The organism is Enterobacter sp. SLBN-59, from assembly GCF_024807915.1.
In the GTDB taxonomy this organism is placed as follows: domain Bacteria; phylum Pseudomonadota; class Gammaproteobacteria; order Enterobacterales; family Enterobacteriaceae; genus Enterobacter; species Enterobacter asburiae_B.
The window spans coordinates 4402394-4428339 of the sequence record NZ_JANUFI010000001.1 but is presented as its reverse complement, the minus strand read 5'-3'; the positions used below and the strand labels follow the sequence as shown (position 1 = coordinate 4428339).

Below are 25946 nucleotides of genomic sequence, written 5' to 3'. Positions count from 1 at the left end.
TCTCGAGGGTAGAATGGATAATTTCCAGAAAGATATTGATGACAGGGCGAATCTGACCCTGTCGAACCGTTTTGAACTGTTGCTGTTCCGTCTTGGCACCTCTCTGAACGAAAATAAATCCGAGCTGTTTGGCATTAACGTCTTTAAGCTGCGTGAAATTGTGCCGATGCCGGAGTTCACGAAACCCGCCGGGATGAAGTCACCGCTGATGGGAATGGTGAATATTCGCGATCAGGTGATCCCGGTGATTGACCTGGCCGCCGTGGCGGGCTGTAAGCCCACCACCGGGCTGAACATCCTGCTGATCACCGAGTATGCGCGCAGCGTGCAGGCGTTTGCCGTGGAATCGGTTGAGAACATCATGCGTCTGGACTGGAAGCAGGTGCATGCGGCGGAAACCGCCGTCAGCGGTCGCTACATCACCAGCATTGCGTGTCTTGACGAGAAGACCGATACCAACGATCTGGCGATGGTGCTGGACGTTGAGCAGATCCTGTATGACATCACCCCGGCCAATCACGATCTGCACGCCACGAACCTGAAGACCACCAAATTCCATATCAAGCCGGGCGCTGTCGCCATCGTCGCGGAAGACTCCAAAGTGGCGCGCTCGATGCTGGAAAAAGGTCTGCAGGCCATGGAGATCCCGGCACAGCTGCATATCACCGGCAAAGACGCGTGGGAAAAAATCGGCGTGCTGGCGGCGCAGGCCCAGGCTGAAGGGGTTCCCATCACCGATAAGATCGCTCTGGTGCTGACCGACCTCGAAATGCCGGAGATGGACGGTTTTACGCTGACGCGCAAAATCAAAACCGACCCGATATTGAAGGACATTCCGGTGGTCATCCACTCTTCCCTGTCCGGCAACGCCAACGAAGATCATATTCGCAAGGTGAAGGCGGACGGGTACGTCGCGAAGTTTGAACTGAACGAGCTGTCGTCGGTGATTGAGGAAGTGCTGGACCGCTCGATGAAGAAGATTGACGGGCCGTTGATTAGCCGGAAGCAGCTGGCTTAGTCGGGTGGCGCTACGCTTACCCGACCTACAAAACCCGTAGGCCCTGCAAGCGTAGCGCCGCTGGGCAAACCATAAAAAAACCCGCCGAGGCGGGTTTTTTCGTTACGTGCGGGCTGGTGCCCTCACCCCATCCCTCTCCCACTGGGAGAGGGCGCAAACATTAAAAAAGGCAACTTTCGTTGCCTTTTTGCTTTCACCTTACATCAGCGGCATCGCTCGCTGCACGATATCAATCAGCGGCTGCGGATAGATACCGAAGATCAGCACCAGCAGTGCGGAGATAAGCACGACGATACCCCCGGCGCTGTACTGCCAGTTGGTTGGGGCATCACGGTTGAGCTGCTGAGGCGCGCTCAGGTACAGGCTCACGGCAACGCGCAGGTAGTAGTAGAGACCAATCGCGGAGCCGATAACCACGCCCGCGGTCAGCCACCACAGGTGCGCCTGCACACCGACGGCCAGCACGTAGAACTTACCGATGAAGCCAAGCGTCATCGGGATACCTGCCAGAGAGAGCATCATCACGGTCATTACCGCGGACAGGATCGGACGATGCCAGAACAGACCACGGTAGGAGAACAGTGAATCGGCATCCGGGCCACGGTACGGGCTGGACATCAGGCTCACCACGCCGAAGGCGCCGAGGCTGCTGAACAGGTAACCGGCCAGATACACGCCCACGGTTTCCATCGACATCTCGCCGCTCTGCAGCGCAATCAGCGCCACCATCAGGTAGCCCAGATGAGAGATTGACGAGTAGCCCAGCAGTCGCTTGATATTGGTCTGGCTCAGCGCCATCAGGTTACCGAAGATGATGGAGACGAACGCGATAATGCCCAGCACCACGCGAACCGCTTCGCTGTCACCCACAGGCGCGTACAGGAACAGACGCATGACCACACCGAAGATAGCGATTTTGCTCGCCGTCGCCAGGAAGGTCGACACCGGAGCCGGAGCACCCTGGTATACGTCTGGCGTCCACAGGTGGAACGGCACCAGAGAGAGTTTAAAGCCGAGACCAACAATCATCATGCCCAGACCCGCCAGCAGCAGCGGCTCATGCAGCATGCCGTCACCGAGGCTCTTGCCGAGCGCCATGAAGGAGAGATTACCGGACTGTGCGTACAGCAGCGCAATACCAAACAGCAGGAACGAGGACGCAGCAGCAGACAGAATGGTGTACTTGATGCTTGCTTCCAGAGAGCGCTTCTGACGGAAGGCGTAACCAATCAGGCCGAACAGCGGCAGAGAGATCAGCTCAATACCGAGGAACAGCGCGGCCAGGTGGTTCGCATTCGCCAGCAGAATGCCGCCCAGCGCGGCAATCAGAACCAGCAGGTAAAACTCTTCTTTGTTGTCGTTGTAGCCTTCGAGCCACGGGTACGCAAAGGTACAGGTTGCCAGGCTCGCCAGCAGCACCAGACCGGTATACAGCATGGCGTAACCGTCAACGCGCATCAGCGGGGTGACGTCCATTGCCCCACCCTGGCCAACAAACCAGAGAGAGACTAACGCGGCGTTCAGGCCGATGACCGACAGCGTGGCATTCAGGAAGTGATTGCGTCGCCACGCAATGGAGAGCATCACAACCACCACCGTCAATCCGACGATCAGCAGCGGTAGCAGCGCGATCAGTTGTTGTGGAGTTATTGTCATGGCGAATTACGGCCTTGTAGTAGAAGCAGAATTAACAAACCACTGCTGGATGTTACCCATCGCGCTATGCGAGGTATCCAGAATCGGCTGCGGGAAGAAGCCCAGCAGCACCAGCAGTACGACCAGCAGCAGGATGATGAACAGCTCACGCAGCGACATCCCCGGCAGTTCTTGTGCAGCAATTTCGCTCTTCGCTTTACCGAAGTAAGCGCGGTGCAGCATCGCCAGCGAGTACACGGAAGCGAACACCAGACCAAAGGTGGAGATCACGGTAATCACCGGTACCACTTTGAAGCTGCCGAACAGAATCATAAATTCGCCGACGAAGTTACCGGTACCCGGCATCCCCAGGGTAGCAACCGCGAAGAACATAGACAGCGCTGGCAGCCACTTAATTTTGCTCCACAGACCGCCCATCATGCGCATGTCGCGGGTATGCAGACGTTCGTACAGCTGGCCACACAGGATGAAGAGGCCGGCTGCGGACAGACCGTGCGCAATCATCTGGATCACCGCGCCCTGGTACGCCAGCTGGCTGCCGGTGTAGATAGCAATCAGCACGAAGCCCATGTGGGAAACGGAGGTGTAGGCAATCAGACGCTTGATGTCGTACTGCGTGAAGGCCATCCAGGCACCGTAGAAGATACCGATCACACCCAGCCACATGGCAATCGGTGCGAACTCAGCGGAGGCATTCGGGAACAGCGGCAGTGCGAAACGCAGCAGACCGTAGGCCGCCGTTTTCAGCAAGATGCCCGCCAGGTCAACGGAACCCGCCGTTGGTGCCTGAGAGTGCGCGTCTGGCAGCCAGCCGTGCAGCGGAACGACCGGCATTTTCACCGCGAACGCGATGAAGAAGCCCAGCATCAGCAGGTATTCAACGCCGTGGGACATTGGCGTCTTCAGCAGATCTTCGTAGTTGAAGGTCCAGGTACCGGTGGCGTTGTGGTGAACAAACACCAGCGCCAGAATGGCAATCAGCATCACCAGACCACTCGCCTGGGTATAGATGAAGAACTTGGTTGCCGCCGTGATACGCGTTTTACCGTCGGACGCCTTGTGGCCCCACAGCGCGATCAGGAAGTACATCGGCACCAGCATCATCTCCCAGAAGAAGAAGAACAGGAACATGTCGATGGCAAGGAACACGCCGATCACGCCGCCCAGGATCCACATCAGGTTCAGGTGGAAGAAGCCCTGGTATTTTTCGATTTCTCGCCAGGAGCAAAGTACCGCCAGAACGCCGAGCAGACCGGTCAGCACCACCATCAGCAGCGACAGACCGTCAATCGCCAGGTGGATCGTAATGCCGAAACGCGGGATCCACGGCAGGATGAACTCAGACTGCCACTGCGGAATGCCCGCAGACTGGGTCAGTGAGTAACCGCCCTGCAACCACAGTTGCAGGCCAAGCGCGAGCGTCAATCCCATGGTGATCAGCGCGATCCAGCGCGGCATCTTCACGCCAAAGCGTTCGGTCTGCCAGCACAGGAAGCCGCCGATGAAGGGAATTAATATTAGCCAGGGTAGTAACATGGCGATTTTTATTCCTTGTTAAAGTCCTTAAGGGACCGATTTTCAACAAATTCGACAAAATTCACGCGTTAGTGCGGTTTGTGGTGTCGGGTGGCGCTCACGCTTACCCGACCTACGGTCTCGTAGGCCCGGTAAGCGCAGCGCCACCGGGCAAAACCACTATCGCAACACCATCAGCAGCGCCAGCACGACAACCGCACCGATGCTCATGGACGCCACATACCAGCGCAGGTAACCGTTCTCGCTGTACAGCAGGCCTTTACCTGCAAAGCGGGAAAGGATCGCCGGGATATTCATCAGGCTGTTCAGTGGGTCACGCTTCAGCAGCCACGCAATGCCCAGGAACGGCTTAACGAAGATCATGTCGTACAGCCAGTCGAAGCCCCACGCGTTGTACCACCAGGTGCCCAGCAGACGGCCCGGCGCACTGTTGGCAACGGCAGTCACCAGCGTACGTTTGCCCAGCCACAGCCATGCTGCAATCAGGATGCCCGTGATAGCGACCACACCGGAGGTGATTTCAAGCGTCAGAACGCGACCATGCTCAAGCTCGGTGGTGTCTGGCAGTACGCCCTGCAGCGGTGGCACAATCATCGCGCCAACGAAGGTGGACAGTACCAGCAGCACAATCAGCGGCAGGTGGTGGGTAATCCCCTTCCCTGCGTGAGCGTGAATTTGTTCTTTACCGTGGAATACGATGAAAATCATACGGAAGGTATACAGGGAGGTCATGAACGCACCGACCAGTCCCGCAACCATCAGATTGATATGACCATTCGCCATGGCACCCGCAAGGATTTCGTCCTTACTGAAGAAGCCCGCGGTGATCAGCGGCAGTGCCGCCAGCGCCGCGCCGCCCACCAGGAAGCAGACATACACCAGCGGAATGGACTTACGCAGTCCGCCCATCTTGAAGATATTCTGCTCGTGATGGCAGGCCAGAATCACGGAACCGGATGAGAGGAACAGCAGCGCTTTAAAGAACGCGTGCGTCATCAGGTGGAAAATCGCTGCGTCCCACGCCTGAACGCCCAGCGCCAGGAACATATAGCCAATCTGGCTCATGGTGGAGTAAGCGAGAACGCGTTTGATGTCGGTCTGCACCAGCGCGGCAAAGCCTGCCAGCACCAGCGTGACCGCACCGACGATACCCACCAGATGCAGAATTTCCGGGGTCATCAGGAACAGGCCATGGGTACGCGCAATCAGGTAGACACCGGCGGTCACCATGGTTGCGGCGTGGATCAGCGCGGAGACAGGGGTTGGACCCGCCATCGCGTCGGCCAGCCAGGTCTGCAACGGCAGCTGCGCGGATTTACCCACGGCACCACCCAGCAGCATCAGCGTTGCCCACCACAGCATATTGTTGCCTGCAGCGAAGTGCGCCGGCGCCAGTTCCACCATTTCGCGGAAGTTCAGCGTGCCCAGTTCGTTGTAAAGAATGAACAGCGCGAAAGCGAGGAAGACGTCACCCACGCGGGTCACGACGAACGCTTTCATGGCCGCTGCGCCATTCTTCGGATCGGTGTAGTAGAAACCGATCAGCAGGTAAGAACACAGACCTACGCCTTCCCAGCCCAGATACATCAGCAGCAGGTTATCGGCCAGCACCAGAACAACCATGCTGGCGATAAACAGGTTGGTGTAGGCGAAGAAGCGGGAGTAACCCTCTTCACCGCGCATATACCAGGAGGCGAACATGTGGATCAGGAAGCCCACGCCGGTGACCACGGAGAGCATGGTCAGCGAGAGGCCGTCCAGCACCAGGTTGAAGCCGATATTGAAATCACCGACCGACATCCAGGTCCACAGCGGCACGCTGAAAGGCTGACGCCCGTTGTTAATGAAGTCGATACCCGCATACGCCGTCACCAGCGCAGCCAGACCGATGGAGCCAATGCCCACGGTCGCAGACAGATTCTCAGACCAGCGGCCGCGAGAAAACGCCAGCAGCACGAAGCCAATCAGCGGAAAAATAATGGTTAAGGCAAGCATGTTCATCCACGCAACTCACTTACTGAATCGATGTTCAGGTTCTGGCGGCGACGATGGAGCTGCAGCAACAGCGCCAGGCCAATACTCGCTTCGGCAGCCGCGAGGCTGATGGCGAGAATGTACATCACCTGACCATCGGTCTGGCCCCAGTAGCTTCCGGCGACCACGAAGGCCAGCGCGGAGGCGTTAATCATGATTTCCAGACCGATCAGCATAAACAGCAGATTGCGGCGGATAACCAGACCGGTCAGACCCAGAACGAATAAAATCGCAGCGAGGATCAGTCCATGTGTTAAGGGGATCATGCGCGCTCCTCCGTTTTTCTTTTCGCGCGGTCGTCAGTGCGGTTGCTCAGCACCTCGCCAGCACGCTCTTCGCGGCCAACGTGGAAAGCAACAACCAGACCTGCCAGCAGCAGCATTGAGGCCAGTTCAACCGCCAGAACGTATGGGCCAAAGAGGGTAATACCGACCTCTTTAGCGCCGATCGGCGTGCCGTCGATGCCCTGATCGTTGACGCCCAGAATGGCGTAAACAATCACCGCCAGCATGATGGCCGACAAAATTGCCGGGCCAATCCACACCTGCGGTTTTAACCACTGACGTTCCTGCTCAATTTCAGAGCCGCCCAGGTTCAGCATCATCACCACGAACACGAACAGCACCATGATGGCCCCGGCGTAGACGATGATTTCCAGCGCACCGGCGAAGTGCGCGCCCAGTGCGAAGAACACCCCGGAAATGGCCAGCAGCGAGATGATTAAGTACAGCAGCGCATGCACCGGATTGGTGTGCGTAATCACTCGCAGCGTAGCCAGGATGGCGATAAGGCCACAGATATAAAAAGCGAATTCCATTGCCCTCTCCTTACGGTAACAGGCTCTTGACGTCGATAGGCTTAGCTTCGTTCTCTGCTTCGCCCTTATCTTTGCCGTCGATTGCCATACCCGCCATCCGGTAGAAGTTATATTCCGGGTATTTGCCCGGACCGGAAATCAGCAGATCCTCTTTCTCGTACACCAGGTCCTGACGCTTGTACTCACCCAGCTCGAAGTCTGGAGTCAGCTGAATCGCCGTGGTTGGGCACGCTTCTTCACACAGACCGCAGAAGATGCAGCGTGAGAAGTTGATGCGGAAGAACTCAGGGTACCAGCGGCCGTCTACCGTCTCTGCTTTCTGCAGAGAGATACAGCCGACCGGACACGCTACCGCACACAGGTTACAGGCAACGCAGCGCTCGGAACCGTCCGGGTCGCGCGTCAGCACGATACGGCCACGGTAGCGCGGCGGCAGATATACCGGCTCTTCCGGGTACATCCGGGTTTCGCGTTTGGCAAACGCGTGCAGGCCGATCATCCAGATACTGCGTACCTGGGTACCAAAGCCTACCAGTAATTCTTTTAAGGTCATGGTCTATAGCCCCTTATGGCTGCTGCCAGAGAATGACAGCCGCCGTTACCAACAAGTTGACGAGCGTCAGCGGCAGGCACACTTTCCAGCCGAAGGACATTACCTGGTCATAACGCGGACGCGGTAACGCTGCGCGAATCAAAATGAACATCATCATGAAGAACGCGGTTTTCAGCGCGAACCAGATGAACGGCGGTAAGAACGGGCCATGCCAGCCACCGAAGAACAGCGTTACCATCAACGCGGAAATGGTGACGATACCGATGTACTCGCCCACGAAGAACAGACCGAATTTCATACCGGAATATTCGATGTGGTAACCGTCGGCCAGTTCCTGTTCGGCTTCTGGCTGGTCAAACGGGTGACGGTGACACACCGCCACGCCCGCGATAGCAAAGGTAATAAACCCAAAGAACTGCGGGATAACGTTCCAGATGTCAGCCTGGTTATTGACGATGTCGGTCATGTTGAATGAACCGGCCTGCGCCACCACGCCCATCAGGGAGAGACCCAGGAACACTTCGTAGCTCAGCGTCTGCGCGGAAGCACGCATCGCACCCAGCAGCGAGTATTTGTTGTTACTGGACCAGCCTGCGAACAGCACCGCGTAAACCGCGAGGCCTGCCATCATCAGGAAGAACAGAATGCCGATGTTCAGGTCAGCGACCACCCAGGTCGGGCTGACCGGAACGATAGCAAACGCCAGCAGCAGCGAGGTGAAGGCGATCATCGGTGCCAGAGTAAAGATCACGCGGTCCGAGAAGCGCGGGATCCAGTCCTCTTTAAAGAACATCTTGATCATGTCCGCGACCAGCTGGAGTGAACCACCCCAGCCCACGCGGTTCGGTCCGTAACGGTTCTGGAACAGACCGAGCAGACGACGTTCACCAAAGCTCATGAACGCGCCGCAGGTGACCACCACCAGCAGGATAACAATCGCTTTCAGAATGCTCAGCAGGATGTCGATAAGATCCGGCGTTAACCAACTCATGCTTTTGCCTCCTGCAGATTATCAAGACGCGCACCCGCCAGAACCGGCGCAATGCCAGGCATACCCATCGGCAGACCCACCTGCCCTGCTGTCAGACCTTCGGAGATAATCAGCGGCAGGCTGATTGTCTGGCCGTCATAGCTAAAGGCAATGTTTGCGCCCGCGTTTACGCCAAGCTTCGCGGCATCCGCCGGGTTAAGCTTGATGTAAGGCTGAGGCATGCGGGTCTGGAAGACCGGTGAACGCTGGGACAGCTCGTCGCTACCGAACAGATGGTAGTACGGCGCGATACGCCAGTTACCTTCCTGCGCCTGGAAGCTCGCCGGTACGGCGGTGAAGAAGTCCAGACCGGTTTCGGAGGCTTCAATCAGACGCACGCCCGGATCGCCGTGACGCAGGGAGCCACCCACTTCAGCCTGGAACTTGTTCCATGCCTGCGGGGAGTTCCAGCCTGGCGCCCATGCGAATGGGATTTGCGAACGCGGCGCAGACGGCTGGTTGTTCCCTTCCATAGAGAAGGCGAACATGGTGTCTTTATCCTGCGGCTGGCGCGGTTCGTGCACGCTGATATTGGCGCGCATCGCGGTACGGCCGCTGTAACGGTGCGGTTCACGCGCCAGTTTCTGGCCGCGAATGCGGAAGCTTGCTTCAGGCGCGGCATCTTTAATGCCTGCCAGCTGAGGCAGTTTTTCCACTACCGCGTCGATAACGTGGTCGAGCTGCGTCCAGTCCACTTCACGGCTCTGCACGGTGCTGTGCAGGGAGTGCAGCCAGCGCCAGCTTTCCAGCATCACGGTGTTGCTGTCGTAGTACGCCGGGTCGTAAACCTGGAAGAAGCGCTGTGCGCGGCCTTCGTTGTTAATAACCGTACCGTCGCTTTCTGCGAAGCTTGCCGCAGAGAGCACCAGGTGCGCTTTGTCCATGATCGCGGTGCGCTGATGGTCAATGACCATCACCAGCGGCGCTTTGGAGAGCGCGGCGTCAACGCGAGCGGCAGAGGCGTGGCGATGCAGGTCGTTTTCCAGCACCACAACGGCGTCAGCGGCACCGGACTCCAGTTCGCTTAACGCTTCTTCCAGCGAGCCGCCACCGATCATGCCCAGACCGATGCTGTTTACCGCACGGGCAATCATGGTCACACCGACGTCAGCACCGCGGCCTTTCAGGGCTTTGGCAACGTTGGCTGCCGCCTGAATGATCTCCGCGCTACCGGCGTTGGTACCGGAAATAATCAGCGGTTTTTTCGCACCCGCCAGGGCCTGAACAATCACGTCAACCTTGTTTTGCAGGTCGCGATCCAGTTCAACGGCCGGCGAGCTGCTGTCCAGCGCGTGGGCAATGGCAAAGCCGAGGCGCGCCTGATCTTCAACCGGCGCGCAGTAAGTCCACGCGGCGATATCGTCCAGACGGGTGTTGTCGACGTTCGTCACAAACAGAGGATGCTTCGCGCGCTGGCCAATGTTGAGGATCGCCGCAATCTGCCAGTCAGCCACTTTCTGCGCCGCTGCCATTTCACGTGCTTTCCCCTTCACCGCCTGGCGAACCGCCAGAGCCGCGCGTGCGCCCGTCTGCGTCAGGTCTTCACCCAGCACCAGGACCGCATCATAAGATTCGATTTCGCGCAGCGCAGGGGTATGAATACCGCCTTCACGCAGCACTTTCAGTACCAGCTGCAGACGTTCCTGCTCGCCCTGAGCGATACCGGTATAGAAGTTTTCCGCTCCAACCAGCTCGCGCAGCGCAAAGTTGCTTTCGATGCTGGCACGCGGGGAGCCGATACCGATCACTTTCTTCGACTGGCGCAGAATATCTGCCGCGCCCTGCATCGCCTGCTCAGCGTTCAGGGTAATGAAGTCGTCGCCACGGCGCTGAACCGGCTGACGCGGACGGTCCTTCAGGTTCACATAGCCATAGCCGAAACGACCGCGGTCGCAGAGGAAGTAGTGGTTAACGGTACCGTTGTAACGGTTTTCGATACGACGCAGCTCGCCGTAACGCTCACCCGGGCTGGTGTTACAGCCGAGGGAACACTGCTGGCAGATGCTTGGCGCAAACTGCATGTCCCATTTACGGTTGTAACGCTCGGAGTGGGTTTTATCGGTGAATACGCCTGTCGGGCAGATTTCTACCAGGTTACCGGAGAATTCGCTTTCCAGCACGCCGTCTTCCGGACGACCGAAGTAGACGTTATCGTGCGCGCCATACACGCCCAGATCCTGACCGTCTGCGTAATCTTTGTAGTAACGCACGCAGCGGTAGCAGGCGATGCAGCGGTTCATTTCGTGAGAGATGAACGGCCCCAGGTCCTGGTTACGGTGGGTACGCTTGGTAAAGCGATAGCGACGGAAGCTGTGGCCGGTCATCACGGTCATATCCTGAAGGTGGCAGTTACCGCCCTCTTCACAGACCGGACAGTCGTGCGGGTGGTTGGTCATCAACCATTCCACAACGCTTTCGCGGAACTGTTTAGCTTCTTCGTCATCAATCGAAATAAAAGTGCCTTCGGTGGCTGGCGTCATACAGGACATCACCAGGCGACCACGCGTGTCTTCCGCGTTTTGATATTGCTTCACCGCACACTGGCGGCAAGCACCGACGCTGCCCAGCGCCGGATGCCAGCAAAAGTACGGAATATCGAGGCCAAGAGACAGACAAGCTTCCAGCAGGTTGTCCGCCCCGTTGACTTCGTATTCTTTGCCGTCTACATGAATCGTAGCCATTAGCATGCTTCCAGTTGGCTCGGTCGAAACCGAGCGTTAATCAAAATTCTTGTCGTTACCAGCGCGCTTTAAGCAGGTTCGGCTGAATCCCATTGATGGCATGGGTATTGCTGAACGGCTGCTTGATGCCTGCTTCGAACTCGTCGCGGAAATATTTGATCGCGCTCTGCAGAGGTTCGACGGCACCCGGTGCGTGGGCACAGAAGGTTTTACCCGGGCCTAAGAATCGACACAGTTGCTCAAGCGTCTCGATATCCCCAGGCTGGCCTTCACCACGTTCGATTGCACGCAGGATCTTCACGCTCCACGGCAGGCCATCACGGCACGGTGTGCACCAGCCGCAGGACTCGCGGGCGAAGAACTCTTCCAGGTTACGCACCAGCGAGACCATGCCGATCTCGTGGTCGACGGCCATCGCCAGCGCCGTACCCAGACGGCTGCCTGCTTTACCAATGCTTTCGAATTCCATTGGCAGGTCAAGATGGGCTTCGGTCAGGAAGTCGGTCCCTGCCCCACCCGGCTGCCAGGCTTTGAATTTCAGGCCATCGCGCATGCCGCCAGCGTAGTCCTCAAGAATTTCACGTGCGGTGGTACCGAACGGCAGTTCCCAGACGCCAGGATTTTTAACGCGACCAGAGAAGCCCATCAGCTTGGTACCGGCATCTTTGCTTGAGGAGATGCCCTGATACCACTCCACGCCGTTGGCGAGGATAGCCGGAACGTTACACAGGGTTTCAACGTTGTTTACGCAGGTCGGTTTACCCCATACGCCGGAGCTTGCCGGGAACGGTGGCTTGGAACGCGGGTTCGCGCGGCGGCCTTCCAGGGAGTTAATCAGCGCGGTTTCTTCACCGCAGATATAACGCCCTGCGCCGGTGTGCACGAACAGTTCAAAGTCAAAGCCGGTGCCCAGGATGTTTTTACCCAGCAGGCCCGCTTCGGTGGCTTCGGCAATCGCGCGACGCAGGTTTTCCGCTGCTTCGATGTACTCACCGCGCAGGAAGATGTAGCCACGGTACGCTTTCAGCGCAAACGCGGAGATCAGCATGCCTTCCACCAGCAGGTGCGGCAGCTGTTCCATCAGCAGGCGGTCTTTATAGGTGCCCGGCTCCATTTCATCGGCGTTACACAGCAGGTAACGGATGTTCATGGATTCGTCTTTCGGCATCAGGCTCCACTTCAGACCGGTGGAGAAGCCCGCACCGCCGCGCCCTTTCAGGCCGGAGTCTTTCACCGCGTTAACGATGTCGTCCGGCGCCATGTCGCCAAGGGCTTTACGCGCGCCGGCATAGCCGTTTTTGCTCTGGTATTCGTCGAGCCATACCGGCTGTTTGTCATCGCGCAGACGCCAGGTCAGCGGATGCGTCTCAGCAGTACGAATTACAGTTTTCATTTGTACTGCTCCAGCAGGTCAGGAATCGCTTCCGGCGTCAGATGGCTGTGAGTGTCCTCATCAATCATCATGGTCGGCCCCTTGTCGCAGTTACCCAGGCAGCAGGTTGGCAGCAGGGTAAAGCGTCCATCGAACGTGGTCTGGCCCGGCTTGATATTGAGTTTTTTCTCAATCGCAGCCTGAATACCCTGATAACCGGTAATGTGGCAGACAACGCTGTCACAGTAGCGGATCACGTGGCGGCCTACCGGCTGACGGAAGATCTGGCTGTAGAACGTGGCTACGCCCTCTACGTCACTTGCTGGAATACCCAGCACTTTCGCGATCTCATAGATCGCCCCATCCGGCACCCAACCACGCTGTTTCTGTACGATTTTCAGCGCTTCAATGGACGCCGCACGCGGGTCTTCGTAGTGGTGCATCTCGTGCTCAATCGCGGCACGTTCTGCTTCACTCAGCTCAAAAGCCTCGGTTTGTGGTTGTTGATTCTCGTGCATAATTAGCGGTCCACATCTGACATAACAAAATCGATACTACCCAGATACACAATCAGGTCGGAGACCAGACTGCCGCGGATGGCGGACGGGATCTGCTGCAGGTGCGCAAAGCTCGGCGTACGCACGCGGGTACGGTAGCTCATGGTGCTGCCGTCACTGGTCAGGTAGTAACTGTTAATACCCTTGGTCGCTTCAATCATCTGGAAGGATTCTTGCGCCGGCATGACCGGACCCCAGGAAACCTGCAAGAAGTGGGTGATCAGGGTTTCGATATGCTGCAGCGTGCGCTCTTTCGGTGGCGGCGTCGTCAGCGGGTGATCCGCCTTGAACGGGCCTTCCGGCATGTTGTTGAGGCACTGCTCAAGGATGCGCAGACTCTGGCGCAGCTCTTCCACTTTCAGCATCACGCGGGTGTAGCAGTCGGAAACACCGCCGCCCACCGGGACTTCAAAGTCGAAGTTCTCGTAGCCAGAGTAAGGACGGGCTTTACGCACGTCGAAATCAATACCGGTCGCACGCAGACCTGCACCTGTCGTACCCCACTCCAGCGCTTCTTTCGCGCCGTAGGCAGCAACGCCCTGGGAACGGCCTTTCAGGATGGTGTTACGCAGCGCGGCTTTCTCATAAGACGCCAGACGTTTTGGCATCCAGTCGAGGAATTCACGCAGCAGACGGTCCCAGCCGCGCGGCAGATCGTGTGCCACGCCGCCGATACGGAACCAGGCCGGGTGCATACGGAAACCGGTAATCGCTTCCACCAGATCGTAGATTTTCTGACGGTCGGTAAAGGCGAAGAAGACCGGGGTCATCGCGCCGACGTCCTGAATGAACGTGGAGATGTACAGCAGGTGGCTGTTGATACGGAACAGTTCTGACAGCATAACGCGAATCACGTTAACGCGATCCGGCGTAACGATACCCGCCAGTTTCTCAACGGCCAGCACGTATGGCATTTCGTTGACGCAGCCGCCGAGGTACTCGATACGATCGGTATACGGAATGTAGCTGTGCCAGGACTGACGCTCGCCCATCTTCTCAGCACCACGGTGGTGGTAGCCGATGTCCGGAACGCAGTCGACAATCTCTTCGCCATCAAGCTGGAGGATAATACGGAATGCACCGTGCGCAGACGGGTGGTTTGGACCGAGGTTGAGGAACATGAAGTCCTCGTTGTCGGTACCGCGCTTCATGCCCCAGTCTTCCGGTTTGAAGGTCAGCGCTTCCATCTCCAGATCCTGCTTGGCTTTGGTCAGCTCAAACGGATCGAATTCGGTTGCACGCGCAGGGTAGTCTTTACGCAGCGGGTGGCCGGTCCAGGTCTGCGGCATCATGATGCGCGTCAGATGCGGGTGGCCGTTGAAGGTCATGCCGAACATTTCCCAGGTTTCACGCTCATACCAGTTCGCGTTCGGGAAAAGTTTGGTGATCGTCGGCAGATGCATGTCGTTTTCAGACAATGCCACCTTGAGCATGATATCCGTATTACGGTCTATTGAGATCAGGTGGTAGAAAACGGAAAAATCCGCAGCAGGGAGACCCTGGCGGTGGGTACGCAGACGTTCATCCATGCCGTGTAAGTCAAACAGCATGACGTACGGTTTTGGCAATTTCTTAAGGAAATCGACAACTTCCAGCAATTGCTCACGCTTCACCCAAACAACGGGTACCCCGGTGCGGGTAGCCTGAACAGTAAAGGCATCCGGCCCAAAACGGTTGCGCAGTTCGCCAATGACTGGGTCATCCAGATGATCCCGGGTCTGCCAGGCGGCTTCTTGCGCGGTTAAGTCGGTCATATTGTTCACCATTGCAAATGGTCCGTGGTGACTGTTGAGCCTGGCTTCGCGCTATTTGAGTAGTGATATGCGAAGGTGTTCTCCAGGCCTACAGGCGCAAATTAAATTTCGTCAGGCGTACGCAGATTGGTGACGGCAATACGTTCACCACGTTTACGCTCGCGCTCAGACTGCATGTTCGCGCGATACACACCCTGATCGCCAACAACCCACGACAGTGGGCGACGTTCTTTACCAATAGATTCCTGCAGCAGCATCAGCGCCTGCATGTAGGCTTCCGGACGTGGCGGACAACCCGGGATGTACACATCCACTGGGATAAATTTATCTACGCCCTGCACGACGGAATAAATGTCGTACATACCGCCAGAGTTTGCACATGCGCCCATGGAGATAACCCATTTTGGCTCCAGCATCTGGTCATACAGACGCTGAATAACCGGGGCCATCTTGGTAAAGCACGTACCGGCAACCACCATCAGGTCAGCCTGACGCGGGGAAGCACGGAGTACCTCGGCCCCAAAACGCGCAACGTCATGCACCGCAGTGAATGACGTCACCATTTCAACGTAGCAGCAAGAAAGGCCAAAGTTGTAAGGCCAGATGGAGTTCTTACGACCCCAGTTGACCATATCGTGCATGGCATGTTCGAGTTTGCCCATGTACACGCTTTTATTGACTTCTTGCTCCAGGGGGTCGGTTACGATCTCCTGTTTTTGCAGGGGGTAACGGTCATTCTCACCGTTAGGATCTATGCGGGTGAGCGTATAATCCATCTTATTGCCTCGCTGTTACTGCTGACGATTAGAGATACTGTTTTCCGGGTTGATGTGTTCACGACGTGAACGCGCAGGCGTCCAGTCAAGCGCGCCAATACGCACCAGATAAACCAGACCGGCCAGTAGCACTAAAATGAAAATTGCGGCCTCGACAAAGCCCACCCAACCACTTTCGCGGATGGACGTTGACCATGCGAAAAGGTAAAGCGCTTCCACGTCGAAGATGACGAAGAACATGGCTACCAGATAGAACTTGGCAGACAGGCGTAAGCGAGCGGAACCTACTGAATCAATACCTGATTCGAAAGGTGTGTTTTTGTGCCTTGCACGGGCGCGACCGCCCAGGAACCAGCCGCCGACTAACATCAGGCAGCACAGGCCAATGGCTACAATAAGAAAGATTGCGAATGCCCAGTGATGAGCGATGACTTCTGTGGATGTTGACATACTCATTGCTTACTCATCAAAAGTGATACCAACGACACTGCTCTTGCTGGCAGATGGGCATCACATCGATTCATGGGGAGGAACAAATAACCTTACACTAACTGTCAGAAATGAGACGTAGACAGCAAAATGATGGGGTTTTTTACTCCTTTCTATAACCTATTGTCAACTTTAACAAAGGTTTCTTCACATTAAATTACATCGAGCGATTCTCATTAACATTTGGTGCCCTTTAACCCTGGTGGGTGCATGACTTTCCGTCAAATGTATGTTGTTGAATCGTGTCCGTTTCGGAAGTAAAAAAAATAACCCTCCTATTTTGACAGGATTTGCCAACGATTCCTCCCCCCAAATAGGAGTATTTTCTTGATCTGCGACACGCTTTTGTTAATTCAACATGGAAAACGGCAACATATTTCCTGTTTTTTTAACATGAGAGGGATATGGGCGAAGTTAGAACGGAAAACGGACAAGTTTTAAGCAAAAGTATTCAGCTTATTGATAAATAAGAGAGTATCCTGAAAACCCTTGCGCCATAAGCGGGTATTATTGCGTAAAAAAAGCCACTGCATGTGAAAATCACACGAGTGGCTGTTTTTTACACTTACATTTTGTTACCAGAATATTGAGCTATCGATCACTCAAAATCCCCTTCGACGATCAGGGAGTCATCCCCCCCTTCGGAGGTAACGCGCTCGAATTGCCACGGGTTATGGTAGTTTTCCATCGCCTCGAACACCACTTTGGCCAACTCGTTATGGCTGGACGAATTGTGGCAGAGCAGATACTCCGTATCCGGCAGCGCAGGAAGACCGTCGGATTTCCCCAGAACGCGCAGATCGGGGCTCATCATCTCTACCGGACGGGCCGTTACGCCCAGACCGGCCTTCACGGCGGCACGAACCGCTGGCAGCGTGGAAGCCACATACGCCAGACGCCACGGAATGTTGGCCTCATTCAGCGCCGTGAGCACCATATCGCGGAACGGGCTCGGGTCATCCAGCAAGACCAGCGGAACCGGCTCCCCTTTTTGCAGCACGTACTCGGCTGCGCAATACCAGTGTGTAGGTGATGTGCGCAGCGTCAGGCAATCAAACTGCCCGGGACGATGCGTCGTCACCACAAGGTCGACTTTGTGCTCATTTAACATCTCAACCATAAAGGCATTACGTTTTACGCTAACGTCCAGCGCAAGCTTCGGATAAACCGAACTAATACGGTTGAGAAGAAACGGCAATATAGTATCCGCTGACTCATCAGATGCACCTAACGTTAGCACCCCTTGAAGGTTGCTAAACATTAATGACATACATGCTTCATCATTAAAGCGAAGAATTTTCCTGGCATAACCCAGTAGCTGAATACCGTGTTCCGTTAAGAGCTTATTACGCCCGTGACGTGCAAAAAGCTCTTTACCAACCAGTTGCTCCAGCCGCTGCATTTGCTGGCTAACGGCGGACTGAGTTCGGCAAACGGCGGCAGCAGCTGCTGCAAAAGTGTTGAGATCGGCGACCGCAACAAACGTTCTCAGCAGATCGAGGTCGAGATTCATTATCGGACGATTTGCATTTATCATATCTATTCACTTTCAGGTTGCTCGTGCGGAGCTGCCCGGGTTGAAGCTGTGTGTAACAGTTAAGCAATTCCCTCTGAAGGTTTTCCCTCGCATCCCGGCCCGGCAGACTGCCTGACAGATAGTTATTGTGCTGCTTTATATCAACAGTCAGAAAGCACGTTTCATGACGTTATTTTTATTCTCTTAAACGTTCAGGATATTTAGATGTTCGCAGGTTTATGTAAATTACATTAAAGGTATAACACCTTTTCTGCCATCTTTATCGCAGCGCTGTCAACGTAGCAGGAGATGTGCGACACATTCCAGCCAGAGATAACTCCAACAATAACAATCAATTAATTCGAAAAGTCAGTGCCAGATATACAAAATTTTTGCATCTGTCCTCTGCTTTCCTGAAAGACATCTTAACCCAAATCCACTTTATTTATAAGTCTTATTGCAATATTGAGGATTAAAGAAGAATGTTAAGCTTCTAAACTAATTTTATTAAAATTAACTAAAGTTGCATTTTATAGGTTAATAATAAATAAATTTTAATTTAGATTAAGACCATTCATTAATGGCACTTAACATTAATTTCACATGAGTAACTTTTAGCCACATTATGCTTTTACAGGAACATTTATCAAGCATTCAGGTTTTACGAAAAGTCACGCAGGGTGATTGCTACCGTTGTCAGGTTCAACACTTATTTTTACCAGCACAATATACAGAATTCTGACAAATGAATAGCACATTTAACCTATCATCGTGCCATGCGCACAACTTTAAGACAGTAAAAAAGCTAACGCACAGCGAAAAAGATTTATCAAAATTTTGCTCCAGGCACAAAATCTTCTACTGCACACCCTTCAAAACGAAGCGAGGGGGGAGTACATTATTCCGTGCTGACTTCCACGGCAGGGAGCGGCAATAATAGCGAAAAGGTTAAAGGTTCATGTCCCCTATCGAAAAATCCAGCAAGCTAGATAACGTCTGTTATGACATCCGCGGCCCGGTTCTGAAAGAGGCAAAACGCCTTGAAGAGGAAGGCAATAAGGTTCTGAAACTCAACATTGGTAACCCTGCGCCATTTGGTTTTGAAGCGCCGGATGAAATTCTGGTTGATGTGATCCGCAACCTTCCAACTGCACAAGGCTATTGCGATTCAAAAGGACTTTACTCCGCACGTAAAGCCATCATGCAGCACTACCAGGCACGCGGTATGCGCGATGTTACCGTTGAAGATATCTATATCGGCAACGGCGTTTCCGAACTGATCGTGCAGGCGATGCAGGCGCTGCTGAACAGCGGGGACGAAATGCTGGTGCCCGCGCCGGACTATCCGCTGTGGACGGCTGCCGTATCACTGTCGAGCGGGAAAGCCGTGCACTATCTGTGCGACGAGTCCTCCGACTGGTTCCCGGACCTCGATGATATTCGCGCAAAAATCACGCCCCGCACGCGCGGCATCGTGATCATTAACCCGAACAACCCGACGGGTGCAGTGTACTCAAAAGAGCTGCTGATGGAGATCGTCGAGCTCGCCCGCCAGCACAACCTGATCATCTTTGCCGACGAAATTTACGACAAGATCCTGTACGACGCGGCACAGCACCACTCAATCGCTGCGCTGGCACCGGATCTGCTGACCGTCACCTTTAACGGCCTGTCTAAAACCTACCGCGTGGCCGGTTTCCGTCAGGGCTGGATGGTACTGAACGGCCCGAAAAAGCACGCCAAAGGCTATATCGAAGGGCTGGAGATGCTGGCCTCGATGCGTTTATGCGCCAACGTGCCGGCGCAGCACGCAATCCAGACGGCGCTGGGTGGTTATCAGAGCATTAGCGAGTTCATCGTTCCCGGTGGTCGCCTGTACGAACAGCGCAACCGCGCGTGGGAGCTGATCAACGATATCCCAGGCGTCTCCTGCGTGAAGCCGAATGGCGCGCTCTATATGTTCCCGAAAATTGACGCGAAGCGCTTTAATATTCACGACGACCAGAAAATGGTGCTCGATTTCCTGCTTCAGGAAAAAGTGCTGCTGGTTCAGGGGACGGCGTTTAACTGGCCGTGGCCGGATCACGTGCGCATCGTGACGCTGCCGCGCGAAGATGACCTCGAAATGGCCATCAGCCGCTTCGGGCGCTTCCTCTCCGGATACCATCAGTAATCTTAAAATCAGGCTACTTCGGTAGCCTGATTTGCATCTTCCCTCCCCTCCCCGCACAATGAACGCCTGTCGCAGTGAAGACAAAAGGTAACCTATGAGTCAGAGTCATTTCTTCGCCCACCTCTCCCGCCTGAAACTCATCAACCGCTGGCCGCTGATGCGCAACGTGCGCACTGAGAACGTGTCAGAGCACAGTCTGCAGGTTGCCATGGTTGCTCATGCGCTCGCCGCCATTAAAAACCGCAAATTCAACGGCCAGGTTAATCCAGAGCGCATCGCCCTGCTGGCGATGTACCACGATGCGTCAGAAGTGCTGACCGGCGACCTGCCCACGCCGGTGAAATATTTCAACTCGCAAATTGCGCAGGAATATAAGGCCATCGAGAAAATTGCCCAGCAGAAGCTGATTGACATGGTGCCGGATGAGTTGCGCGACATTTTTGAGCCGCTCATCGATGAGCATCAGTACACGGAAGATGAAAAGTCTCTGGTCAAGCAGGCCGACGCGCTCTGCGCCTATCTGAAGTGTCTGGAAGAGCTGTCCGCGGGGAATAACGAATTTTTACTGGCGAAAACGCGTCTGGAAAAAACGCTGGAATCCCGCCGCAGCGAAGAGATGGACTATTTTATGCAGGTGTTTGTGCCAAGCTTCCATCTGTCGCTGGATGAGATTAGCCAGGATTCACCGTTATAATCTGTTTGCCCAGCGGCGCTGCGCTTGCAGGGCCTTCGGGTAGTAGGCCGGGTAAGGCGCAGCCGCCGCCCGGCAAAATTATCAGAACGGGAACAGGACCGGTATCAATACCACGCACACCACCATCACCAGCACGGTGAACGGCACGCCCAGCTTCACGAAATCACTGAACTTATAATTCCCGGGCCCCAGCACCAGCGTATTCACCGGTGAAGAGACCGGCGTCATAAATGCCGCGGAGGCCGCCATTGCGACCATCATCGCAAAGGGATACGGCGACACGCCCATGGATTTGGCCATCGCCAGCGCAATCGGCGCCATCAGTACCGCCGTCGCGGTATTCGAGATAAACAGACCGATGGTGGCGCACATGATGAACAGACAGACCAGCATCATGTACGGCCCATACCCGCCGCCAACGTCCATTAAGCCTTTAACAATCAGATCCACCCCGCCGGTTTTTTGCAGCGCCAGGGCAAAAGGCATCATCCCGACAATGAGGATAATGCTCGGCCAGTGAATGGCTTTATAGGCGCTTTCGGCGTCAATGCAGCGGAATTTGCCCATCAGAAGGCAGGCGATAATAGCCGCGACCGGATTGGGGATTTCATCGGTCAGCATCAGCGCCACCATCAGCACCAGACAAAAAATCGCGTGGGGCGCCTGGCTGTGCGCAGGCGACGCGTCGCTCTCCTCGACAGGCATGTTGAGCACCACAAAATCGCGCCCTTTTTGCCCGAGCTGGCTAATCAGCTTCCAGTTACCGACAACCAGGAAGATATCGCCCAGCAGGATCGGCTCATCCACCACCGCCCCTTCCATCGCTACGCCATCGCGCTTCAGCCCCACGACATTAAGGCCATAACGGGTTCGGAATCCCATTTCCCGCACGGTTTTACCCAGCAATTCCGATTCCGGGATCAGCGATACTTCGGCCATGCCGACATCCAGCGCCTGATCGGAGAAATACTCCCCGCGCAGCACCATCGGTTCCAGCAGCTGTTCGCTGCAAAACTCGCGCAGATCCACGTCCGCGGTGGACATATCAATCAGCAGGACATCCCGCGCGCGGAATTCCGACACCCCGTTAACGTTGACAATCACCCGGCGAAAACGACGCCAGCGCTCAACGCCGATCACGTTCGCGCCATAGCGCTCACGCAGCTTCAGGTCGTCAAGACGCTGTCCCACCATCGGCGAGCCGGGACGAATAGCCAGACGGCGCGCGCGCCCGGTGAGACGGTACTCTTTAATCAGATCGCGGAAGGTGCGTCGCTTCCATCCTTCTTTATTTTTGTCCTGTTTTTCACCTTTCAGGGCAAACCGGGTCAGCAGCATGTAGACCACGCCCAACACCAGAATGACCAGCCCAAGCGGGGTGACGCTGAAAAAACTGAAGCCCTGGAATCCTTCCCGGATCAGCTCGCTGTTGACGACCAGGTTCGGCGGCGTTGCTACCAGCGTCATCATTCCGCTGATCAAACCGGCAAAACTCAAGGGCATCATCAGGCGCGACGGCGAGATCTGCATCCGCATGGAGACGCTCAGCACCACCGGGATAAAGATGGCGACCACGCCCGTTGAGCTCATAAACGCTCCCAGCCCGGCGACGGTCACCATCAGGTAGATCAGCATTTTGGTTTCGCTGCTGCCCGCCACCTTCACCAGCCACGACCCCATGATGGTCGCCACGCCGGTACGCACCAGCCCATCACCAATAATAAACAGGGCGGCAATCAGGATAACGTTAGGATCGCTAAACCCGGAGAAGGCTTCCGGCAGCGTGAGCGTACCGCTCAGCACAAACGCGACGATGACAAACAAGGCGACGGCGTCCATGCGTACCTTGCCCGTTGCAAAAAGAAGGATGGCGATTAAAAGCAGGCTCAGGACCCAAATCAGTTCACCGTTCACAACATGTCCTTGTCAGTGGGAGATGAGGAATTTTGCCATAAAAAAGCCCCAGCAATGTGGGGCTATATCATGTGATTACATTTTTAGCGAGACGGTTACAACCCCGTCAGAGGCTTTCGAAACAGCCAGCGCCGTCAGTGAATCCAGCACAAAGTCTGCCTCCTCCAGGCGGGGAGATCCCGCCGGAACATTCACCGCAATAACGTGGCTTCCGGCGTTCAGCCCGGCCAGTACGCCAGCGGCCGCGTCTTCCACCACCACGCACTCTTCAGGGGCGAGGCCCAGCAGTTCAGCGCCCAGTAAAAACGCGTCGGGCTCCGGTTTACCGCGCTTTACGAGCTCCGCCGTGATAAACACTTCTGGCGTCGGCAGACCAGCCGCCTTGTGACGGGCGTGGGCGACGGGAATGGAGCCTGAGGTAACGATAGCCCACGGGATCTGCGCTTCGTTCAGATGCTCAAGCAGCTCGCGCGCGCCCGGTAAGGCTGTGATGCCGTCCGTATCCGTGGCTTCAATATGTTCCAGGTATTTGAACTCCGCCTGAATTTCGTCCTCAGAGCGTCCGGCCAGGAAGTGCCGTAGCGAGGTGATGGCCTGTTTGCCATGGATAAAATTCAGCACGTCCTGATGGTCGATGCCATGTCTGTCAGCCCAATGGCACCAGGAACGCTCCACAACCGGCAGCGAATCCACCAGCGTACCGTCCAGATCAAACAGAAAACCTCTACACTGCACACGCACCTCCGTCAGGCATTAATGATTTGTTGAATTTCGTTGCTGCTTAAATGGTACTGACGCGGGCAGGCGTGCCACGCGCTTAGCATTCGCTGATATTTATCCCACATAGGGGTCTGCGCGTTGAAGCCGTGGGTGCCCGCGTCAAAGTGGGTATAGCGCCCTTCTGTATTCACCATAAAGCGAACATAGCTCAGATAACGCGCTTCCGTTGCGGCATCAAAGCCTAAGAAGGTCACGCGGCGCTCGTCGATGGACTGCTGATCTTTGAGATTCGTCCAGGACACGTGCAGGGCGTGATACATCTCCATAATGTCGATCACGATGCGACAGGTTTCTTCTTTCAGCTCGCCAAACTCGCGGTCCAGTTCGCGCATTTGCAAACCAAAACCGCGTTCGACGATGGTTTGCAGGCGGCTGTAGCGCGCAGCGTTATCGGGATCAAGCATAGTCATCATCTTGTACTGGTTGGACAAAATCAGACGTTGAGCATGGGTCATTTCCATCTTTCGACTCCTGTAGCGCATTGCACTTAAAAAAAAGACACGGTAACTGATTGTTACTGTGCCTTCTTTTCGTCGTCGTTTCGATGATCAATCACAAATCATCGAGGAATGTTTTATCCAGTTGCTTAAAAGCGCGCTTTAACGTGTCCGCCAGCGCCTGGTAGTCCGGCTTGCCTTCGACCGGGGCGAGCGCCTGTCCGGCCTCCTCCAGTTTTCCGCGCACTTCATAAAACCAGTGTAAAATAGAAGGGGGAAGCGGAGTGATGGAGCGTTTACCTAACCACCACAGGCCCTGCATCGGCAGGCTTAAGGCGAAGAGCGCCGTCGCGACTGCAGGACCAAGCTGCCCGCCCAACGCAATCTGCCAGCACAGCGTAAAGACAGCGACAGGCGGCATAAAGCGAATCGCATAGCGCGTAGCGCGGATGGTGCGATTCTCAATGAACATTGGCGCAAGGCGCTTTTCCATCGGCCACGTCTTTGCGTAATGCTGTCCCCGACGAAACAGACTAAAGAAATTTACGGACGGGTTCTCTGGTGTCGACATGGCTGTACCTCAACTTCACATATAAAAATTAAAATTTTCGTGCAAAACCACAACAAGCTATGACAACGTTCAAAATATTTTGTCATCTCTACCCCGTATCGGGTATCCTGTGCCAGCCTGATAGGGCCTTAGACGAGAATCATTAACTCGTCAAATTATTGCATATTATGCCATTGGCTGAAAATTGTGCAAAATGGCATAAAATCATAGTTATTTCTTCCATCATGCCACAATGTTCGTTTGGCATGATGTTAATCATAAATGTCTGAGTCCTCATGCGTTACGCTGTTAGACTCACTGACGTTTTTTTAGCCACGTATCAATAATAGGTACTTCCATGTCGAGTAAGTTAGTACTGGTTCTGAACTGCGGTAGCTCCTCACTGAAATTCGCCATCATCGATGCGCTCAACGGTGACGAATACCTCTCTGGTTTGGCCGAATGTTTCCATCTGCCTGAAGCACGTATCAAGTGGAAGATGGACGGCAGCAAACAAGAAGCGGCTTTAGGTGCAGGCGCCGCTCACAGTGAAGCGCTGAACTTTATCGTTAACACTATTCTGGCACAAAAACCAGAACTGTCTGCTCAGCTGACTGCGATTGGTCACCGTATCGTCCACGGCGGCGAAAAATACACCAGCTCCGTCGTGATCGACGAATCTGTGATCCAGGGCATCAAGGACTCTGCGTCCTTCGCACCGCTGCACAACCCGGCTCACCTGATCGGTATCGCTGAAGCGCTGAAATCCTTCCCGAATCTGAAAGACAAAAACGTGGCCGTATTCGACACCGCGTTCCATCAGACCATGCCGGAAGAGTCTTACCTCTATGCCCTGCCATACAGCCTGTACAAAGAACACGGCGTACGTCGCTACGGCGCGCACGGCACCAGCCACTTCTATGTGACTCAGGAAGCCGCAAAAGTTCTGAACAAGCCGGTTGAAGAACTGAACATCATCACCTGCCACCTGGGCAACGGTGGTTCTGTTTCTGCTATCCGCAACGGTAAATGTGTTGATACTTCCATGGGTCTGACCCCGCTGGAAGGTCTGGTGATGGGTACCCGTTCCGGTGACATCGACCCGGCGATCATCTTCCACCTGCACGACACCCTGGGCATGAGCGTTGACCAGATCAACAAAATGCTGACCAAAGAGTCTGGCCTGCTGGGTCTGACCGAAGTCACCAGCGACTGCCGTTACGTTGAAGACAACTACGCAGAGAAAGAAGACGCTAAACGTGCAATGGACGTTTACTGCCACCGTCTGGCGAAGTACATCGGCTCTTACACAGCGCTGATGGACGGTCGTCTGGACGCGGTTATCTTCACCGGTGGTATCGGTGAGAACGCGGCAATGGTTCGTGAACTGTCCCTGGGCAAACTGGGCGTTCTGGGCTTCGACGTTGATCACGAGCGTAACCTGGCTGCCCGCTTCGGCAAGTCTGGCTTCATCAACAAAGAAGGCACCCGCCCTGCTCTCGTTATCCCAACTAACGAAGAACTGGTCATTGCGCAAGACGCGCACCGCCTGACTGCCTGATTCCACACCGCCAGCAATGCTGGCGGTGCTGTTTTGTAACCCGCCCAA

Annotated in this window: 22 protein-coding genes; 4 read left to right on the top strand and 18 right to left on the bottom strand. The window is 55.3% G+C overall.

Annotated elements, in window-relative coordinates; translation table 11 throughout:
• The first annotated feature begins 13 nt into the window (after positions 1-13).
• Positions 14-1018, top strand: coding sequence for a chemotaxis protein (locus tag M2422_RS21105; RefSeq protein WP_033146077.1), 1005 nt, complete (start codon positions 14-16; stop codon positions 1016-1018).
• Between the two features lie 198 nt (positions 1019-1216).
• On the opposite strand, the gene nuoN is transcribed toward M2422_RS21105, so the two are convergent.
• The 14 genes from nuoN to lrhA all read right to left on the bottom strand — a co-directional run bounded on the left by nuoN (position 1217) and on the right by lrhA (position 17810).
• Entirely contained in the window at positions 1217-2674 is a 1458-nt protein-coding gene (gene nuoN / locus M2422_RS21100) for an NADH-quinone oxidoreductase subunit NuoN (protein WP_023312531.1), read from the bottom strand.
• 6 nt (positions 2675-2680) lie between these two features.
• Positions 2681-4210 (bottom strand): NADH-quinone oxidoreductase subunit M, encoded by a 1530-nt coding sequence (nuoM, locus tag M2422_RS21095; protein ID WP_023312532.1) that lies wholly within the window; start codon positions 4208-4210, stop codon positions 2681-2683.
• A gap of 159 nt (positions 4211-4369) precedes the next feature.
• Positions 4370-6211 carry an NADH-quinone oxidoreductase subunit L gene (gene nuoL / locus M2422_RS21090; protein WP_064672886.1) on the bottom strand — a complete coding sequence of 614 codons (1842 nt, stop codon included), beginning with the start codon at positions 6209-6211 and terminating at the stop codon, positions 4370-4372.
• Positions 6208-6510 carry an NADH-quinone oxidoreductase subunit NuoK gene (gene nuoK / locus M2422_RS21085; protein WP_003861496.1) on the bottom strand — a complete coding sequence of 101 codons (303 nt, stop codon included), beginning with the start codon at positions 6508-6510 and terminating at the stop codon, positions 6208-6210. The genes nuoL and nuoK overlap by 4 nt, the downstream gene beginning before the upstream one ends.
• Positions 6507-7061: an NADH-quinone oxidoreductase subunit J gene (gene nuoJ / locus M2422_RS21080; RefSeq protein ID WP_023312534.1), complete on the bottom strand. Its 555-nt coding sequence runs from the start codon at positions 7059-7061 to the stop codon at positions 6507-6509. Before nuoJ ends, nuoK begins: the two co-directional genes overlap by 4 nt.
• Before the next feature lie 10 nt (positions 7062-7071).
• Positions 7072-7614: an NADH-quinone oxidoreductase subunit NuoI gene (gene nuoI / locus M2422_RS21075; RefSeq protein ID WP_003861491.1), complete on the bottom strand. Its 543-nt coding sequence runs from the start codon at positions 7612-7614 to the stop codon at positions 7072-7074.
• A gap of 13 nt (positions 7615-7627) precedes the next feature.
• On the bottom strand, positions 7628-8605 hold the full coding sequence (nuoH, locus tag M2422_RS21070; protein WP_008500211.1) for an NADH-quinone oxidoreductase subunit NuoH: 978 nt from the start codon (positions 8603-8605) through the stop codon (positions 7628-7630).
• Positions 8602-11325 carry an NADH-quinone oxidoreductase subunit NuoG gene (gene nuoG / locus M2422_RS21065; protein WP_069303116.1) on the bottom strand — a complete coding sequence of 908 codons (2724 nt, stop codon included), beginning with the start codon at positions 11323-11325 and terminating at the stop codon, positions 8602-8604. Before nuoG ends, nuoH begins: the two co-directional genes overlap by 4 nt.
• A gap of 55 nt (positions 11326-11380) precedes the next feature.
• The gene (nuoF, locus tag M2422_RS21060; RefSeq protein ID WP_064672888.1) at positions 11381-12718 is read right to left on the bottom strand and encodes an NADH-quinone oxidoreductase subunit NuoF; all 1338 of its coding nucleotides are present in this window, start codon (positions 12716-12718) and stop codon (positions 11381-11383) included.
• Positions 12715-13215, bottom strand: coding sequence for an NADH-quinone oxidoreductase subunit NuoE (nuoE, locus tag M2422_RS21055; RefSeq protein ID WP_006176513.1), 501 nt, complete (start codon positions 13213-13215; stop codon positions 12715-12717). Before nuoE ends, nuoF begins: the two co-directional genes overlap by 4 nt.
• A gap of 2 nt (positions 13216-13217) precedes the next feature.
• Positions 13218-15020 carry an NADH-quinone oxidoreductase subunit C/D gene (nuoC, locus tag M2422_RS21050; protein ID WP_074399140.1) on the bottom strand — a complete coding sequence of 601 codons (1803 nt, stop codon included), beginning with the start codon at positions 15018-15020 and terminating at the stop codon, positions 13218-13220.
• Between the two features lie 89 nt (positions 15021-15109).
• Positions 15110-15784 carry an NADH-quinone oxidoreductase subunit NuoB gene (gene nuoB / locus M2422_RS21045; RefSeq protein ID WP_003861482.1) on the bottom strand — a complete coding sequence of 225 codons (675 nt, stop codon included), beginning with the start codon at positions 15782-15784 and terminating at the stop codon, positions 15110-15112.
• A 15-nt stretch (positions 15785-15799) separates the two neighbouring features.
• Positions 15800-16240 carry an NADH-quinone oxidoreductase subunit NuoA gene (gene nuoA / locus M2422_RS21040; RefSeq protein ID WP_014171000.1) on the bottom strand — a complete coding sequence of 147 codons (441 nt, stop codon included), beginning with the start codon at positions 16238-16240 and terminating at the stop codon, positions 15800-15802.
• A 631-nt stretch (positions 16241-16871) separates the two neighbouring features.
• The gene (gene lrhA / locus M2422_RS21035; protein ID WP_029741933.1) at positions 16872-17810 is read right to left on the bottom strand and encodes a transcriptional regulator LrhA; all 939 of its coding nucleotides are present in this window, start codon (positions 17808-17810) and stop codon (positions 16872-16874) included.
• A gap of 937 nt (positions 17811-18747) precedes the next feature.
• Between lrhA and alaA the strand changes: the two genes are divergently transcribed.
• Positions 18748-19962 (top strand): alanine transaminase AlaA, encoded by a 1215-nt coding sequence (alaA, locus tag M2422_RS21030; protein WP_008500204.1) that lies wholly within the window; start codon positions 18748-18750, stop codon positions 19960-19962.
• Between the two features lie 94 nt (positions 19963-20056).
• Positions 20057-20656, top strand: coding sequence for a 5'-deoxynucleotidase (gene yfbR / locus M2422_RS21025; protein WP_023312539.1), 600 nt, complete (start codon positions 20057-20059; stop codon positions 20654-20656).
• Positions 20657-20737: 81 nt separating this feature from the next.
• Here yfbR and M2422_RS21020 read toward each other — a convergent pair whose 3' ends face one another.
• From M2422_RS21020 to yfbV, 4 genes are all read right to left on the bottom strand, one after another.
• Positions 20738-22570: an SLC13 family permease gene (locus M2422_RS21020; RefSeq protein ID WP_047060609.1), complete on the bottom strand. Its 1833-nt coding sequence runs from the start codon at positions 22568-22570 to the stop codon at positions 20738-20740.
• Between the two features lie 75 nt (positions 22571-22645).
• Positions 22646-23305: a sugar phosphatase gene (locus M2422_RS21015; protein ID WP_064672889.1), complete on the bottom strand. Its 660-nt coding sequence runs from the start codon at positions 23303-23305 to the stop codon at positions 22646-22648.
• 11 nt (positions 23306-23316) lie between these two features.
• Complete coding sequence (locus tag M2422_RS21010) at positions 23317-23811, bottom strand: YfbU family protein (protein ID WP_008502874.1); 495 nt, start codon at positions 23809-23811, stop codon at positions 23317-23319.
• Positions 23812-23902: 91 nt separating this feature from the next.
• Positions 23903-24358, bottom strand: coding sequence for a terminus macrodomain insulation protein YfbV (gene yfbV, locus M2422_RS21005; protein WP_023312543.1), 456 nt, complete (start codon positions 24356-24358; stop codon positions 23903-23905).
• A 337-nt stretch (positions 24359-24695) separates the two neighbouring features.
• Between yfbV and ackA the strand changes: the two genes are divergently transcribed.
• The gene (gene ackA, locus M2422_RS21000; RefSeq protein WP_033146081.1) at positions 24696-25898 is read left to right on the top strand and encodes an acetate kinase; all 1203 of its coding nucleotides are present in this window, start codon (positions 24696-24698) and stop codon (positions 25896-25898) included.
• The last annotated feature ends 48 nt before the right edge of the window (positions 25899-25946 follow it).

Excerpts from the sequence above, each read along its gene's own strand:
- yfbV (WP_023312543.1), bottom strand. The coding sequence starts at position 24,358 with ATGTCGACACCAGAGAACCCGTCCGTAAATTTCTTTAGTCTGTTTCGT.
- nuoI (WP_003861491.1), bottom strand. The coding sequence starts at position 7,614 with ATGACCTTAAAAGAATTACTGGTAGGCTTTGGTACCCAGGTACGCAGT.
- nuoB (WP_003861482.1), bottom strand. The coding sequence starts at position 15,784 with ATGGATTATACGCTCACCCGCATAGATCCTAACGGTGAGAATGACCGT.
- nuoA (WP_014171000.1), bottom strand. The coding sequence starts at position 16,240 with ATGAGTATGTCAACATCCACAGAAGTCATCGCTCATCACTGGGCATTC.
- lrhA (WP_029741933.1), bottom strand. The coding sequence starts at position 17,810 with ATGATAAATGCAAATCGTCCGATAATGAATCTCGACCTCGATCTGCTG.
- nuoC (WP_074399140.1), bottom strand. The coding sequence starts at position 15,020 with ATGGTGAACAATATGACCGACTTAACCGCGCAAGAAGCCGCCTGGCAG.
- nuoM (WP_023312532.1), bottom strand. The coding sequence starts at position 4,210 with ATGTTACTACCCTGGCTAATATTAATTCCCTTCATCGGCGGCTTCCTG.
- nuoG (WP_069303116.1), bottom strand. The coding sequence starts at position 11,325 with ATGGCTACGATTCATGTAGACGGCAAAGAATACGAAGTCAACGGGGCG.
- nuoN (WP_023312531.1), bottom strand. The coding sequence starts at position 2,674 with ATGACAATAACTCCACAACAACTGATCGCGCTGCTACCGCTGCTGATC.
- alaA (WP_008500204.1), top strand. The coding sequence starts at position 18,748 with ATGTCCCCTATCGAAAAATCCAGCAAGCTAGATAACGTCTGTTATGAC.
- nuoF (WP_064672888.1), bottom strand. The coding sequence starts at position 12,718 with ATGAAAACTGTAATTCGTACTGCTGAGACGCATCCGCTGACCTGGCGT.
- M2422_RS21010 (WP_008502874.1), bottom strand. The coding sequence starts at position 23,811 with ATGGAAATGACCCATGCTCAACGTCTGATTTTGTCCAACCAGTACAAG.
- nuoK (WP_003861496.1), bottom strand. The coding sequence starts at position 6,510 with ATGATCCCCTTAACACATGGACTGATCCTCGCTGCGATTTTATTCGTT.
- nuoJ (WP_023312534.1), bottom strand. The coding sequence starts at position 7,061 with ATGGAATTCGCTTTTTATATCTGTGGCCTTATCGCCATCCTGGCTACG.
- nuoL (WP_064672886.1), bottom strand. The coding sequence starts at position 6,211 with ATGAACATGCTTGCCTTAACCATTATTTTTCCGCTGATTGGCTTCGTG.
- yfbR (WP_023312539.1), top strand. The coding sequence starts at position 20,057 with ATGAGTCAGAGTCATTTCTTCGCCCACCTCTCCCGCCTGAAACTCATC.
- nuoE (WP_006176513.1), bottom strand. The coding sequence starts at position 13,215 with ATGCACGAGAATCAACAACCACAAACCGAGGCTTTTGAGCTGAGTGAA.
- M2422_RS21105 (WP_033146077.1), top strand. The coding sequence starts at position 14 with ATGGATAATTTCCAGAAAGATATTGATGACAGGGCGAATCTGACCCTG.
- nuoH (WP_008500211.1), bottom strand. The coding sequence starts at position 8,605 with ATGAGTTGGTTAACGCCGGATCTTATCGACATCCTGCTGAGCATTCTG.
- ackA (WP_033146081.1), top strand. The coding sequence starts at position 24,696 with ATGTCGAGTAAGTTAGTACTGGTTCTGAACTGCGGTAGCTCCTCACTG.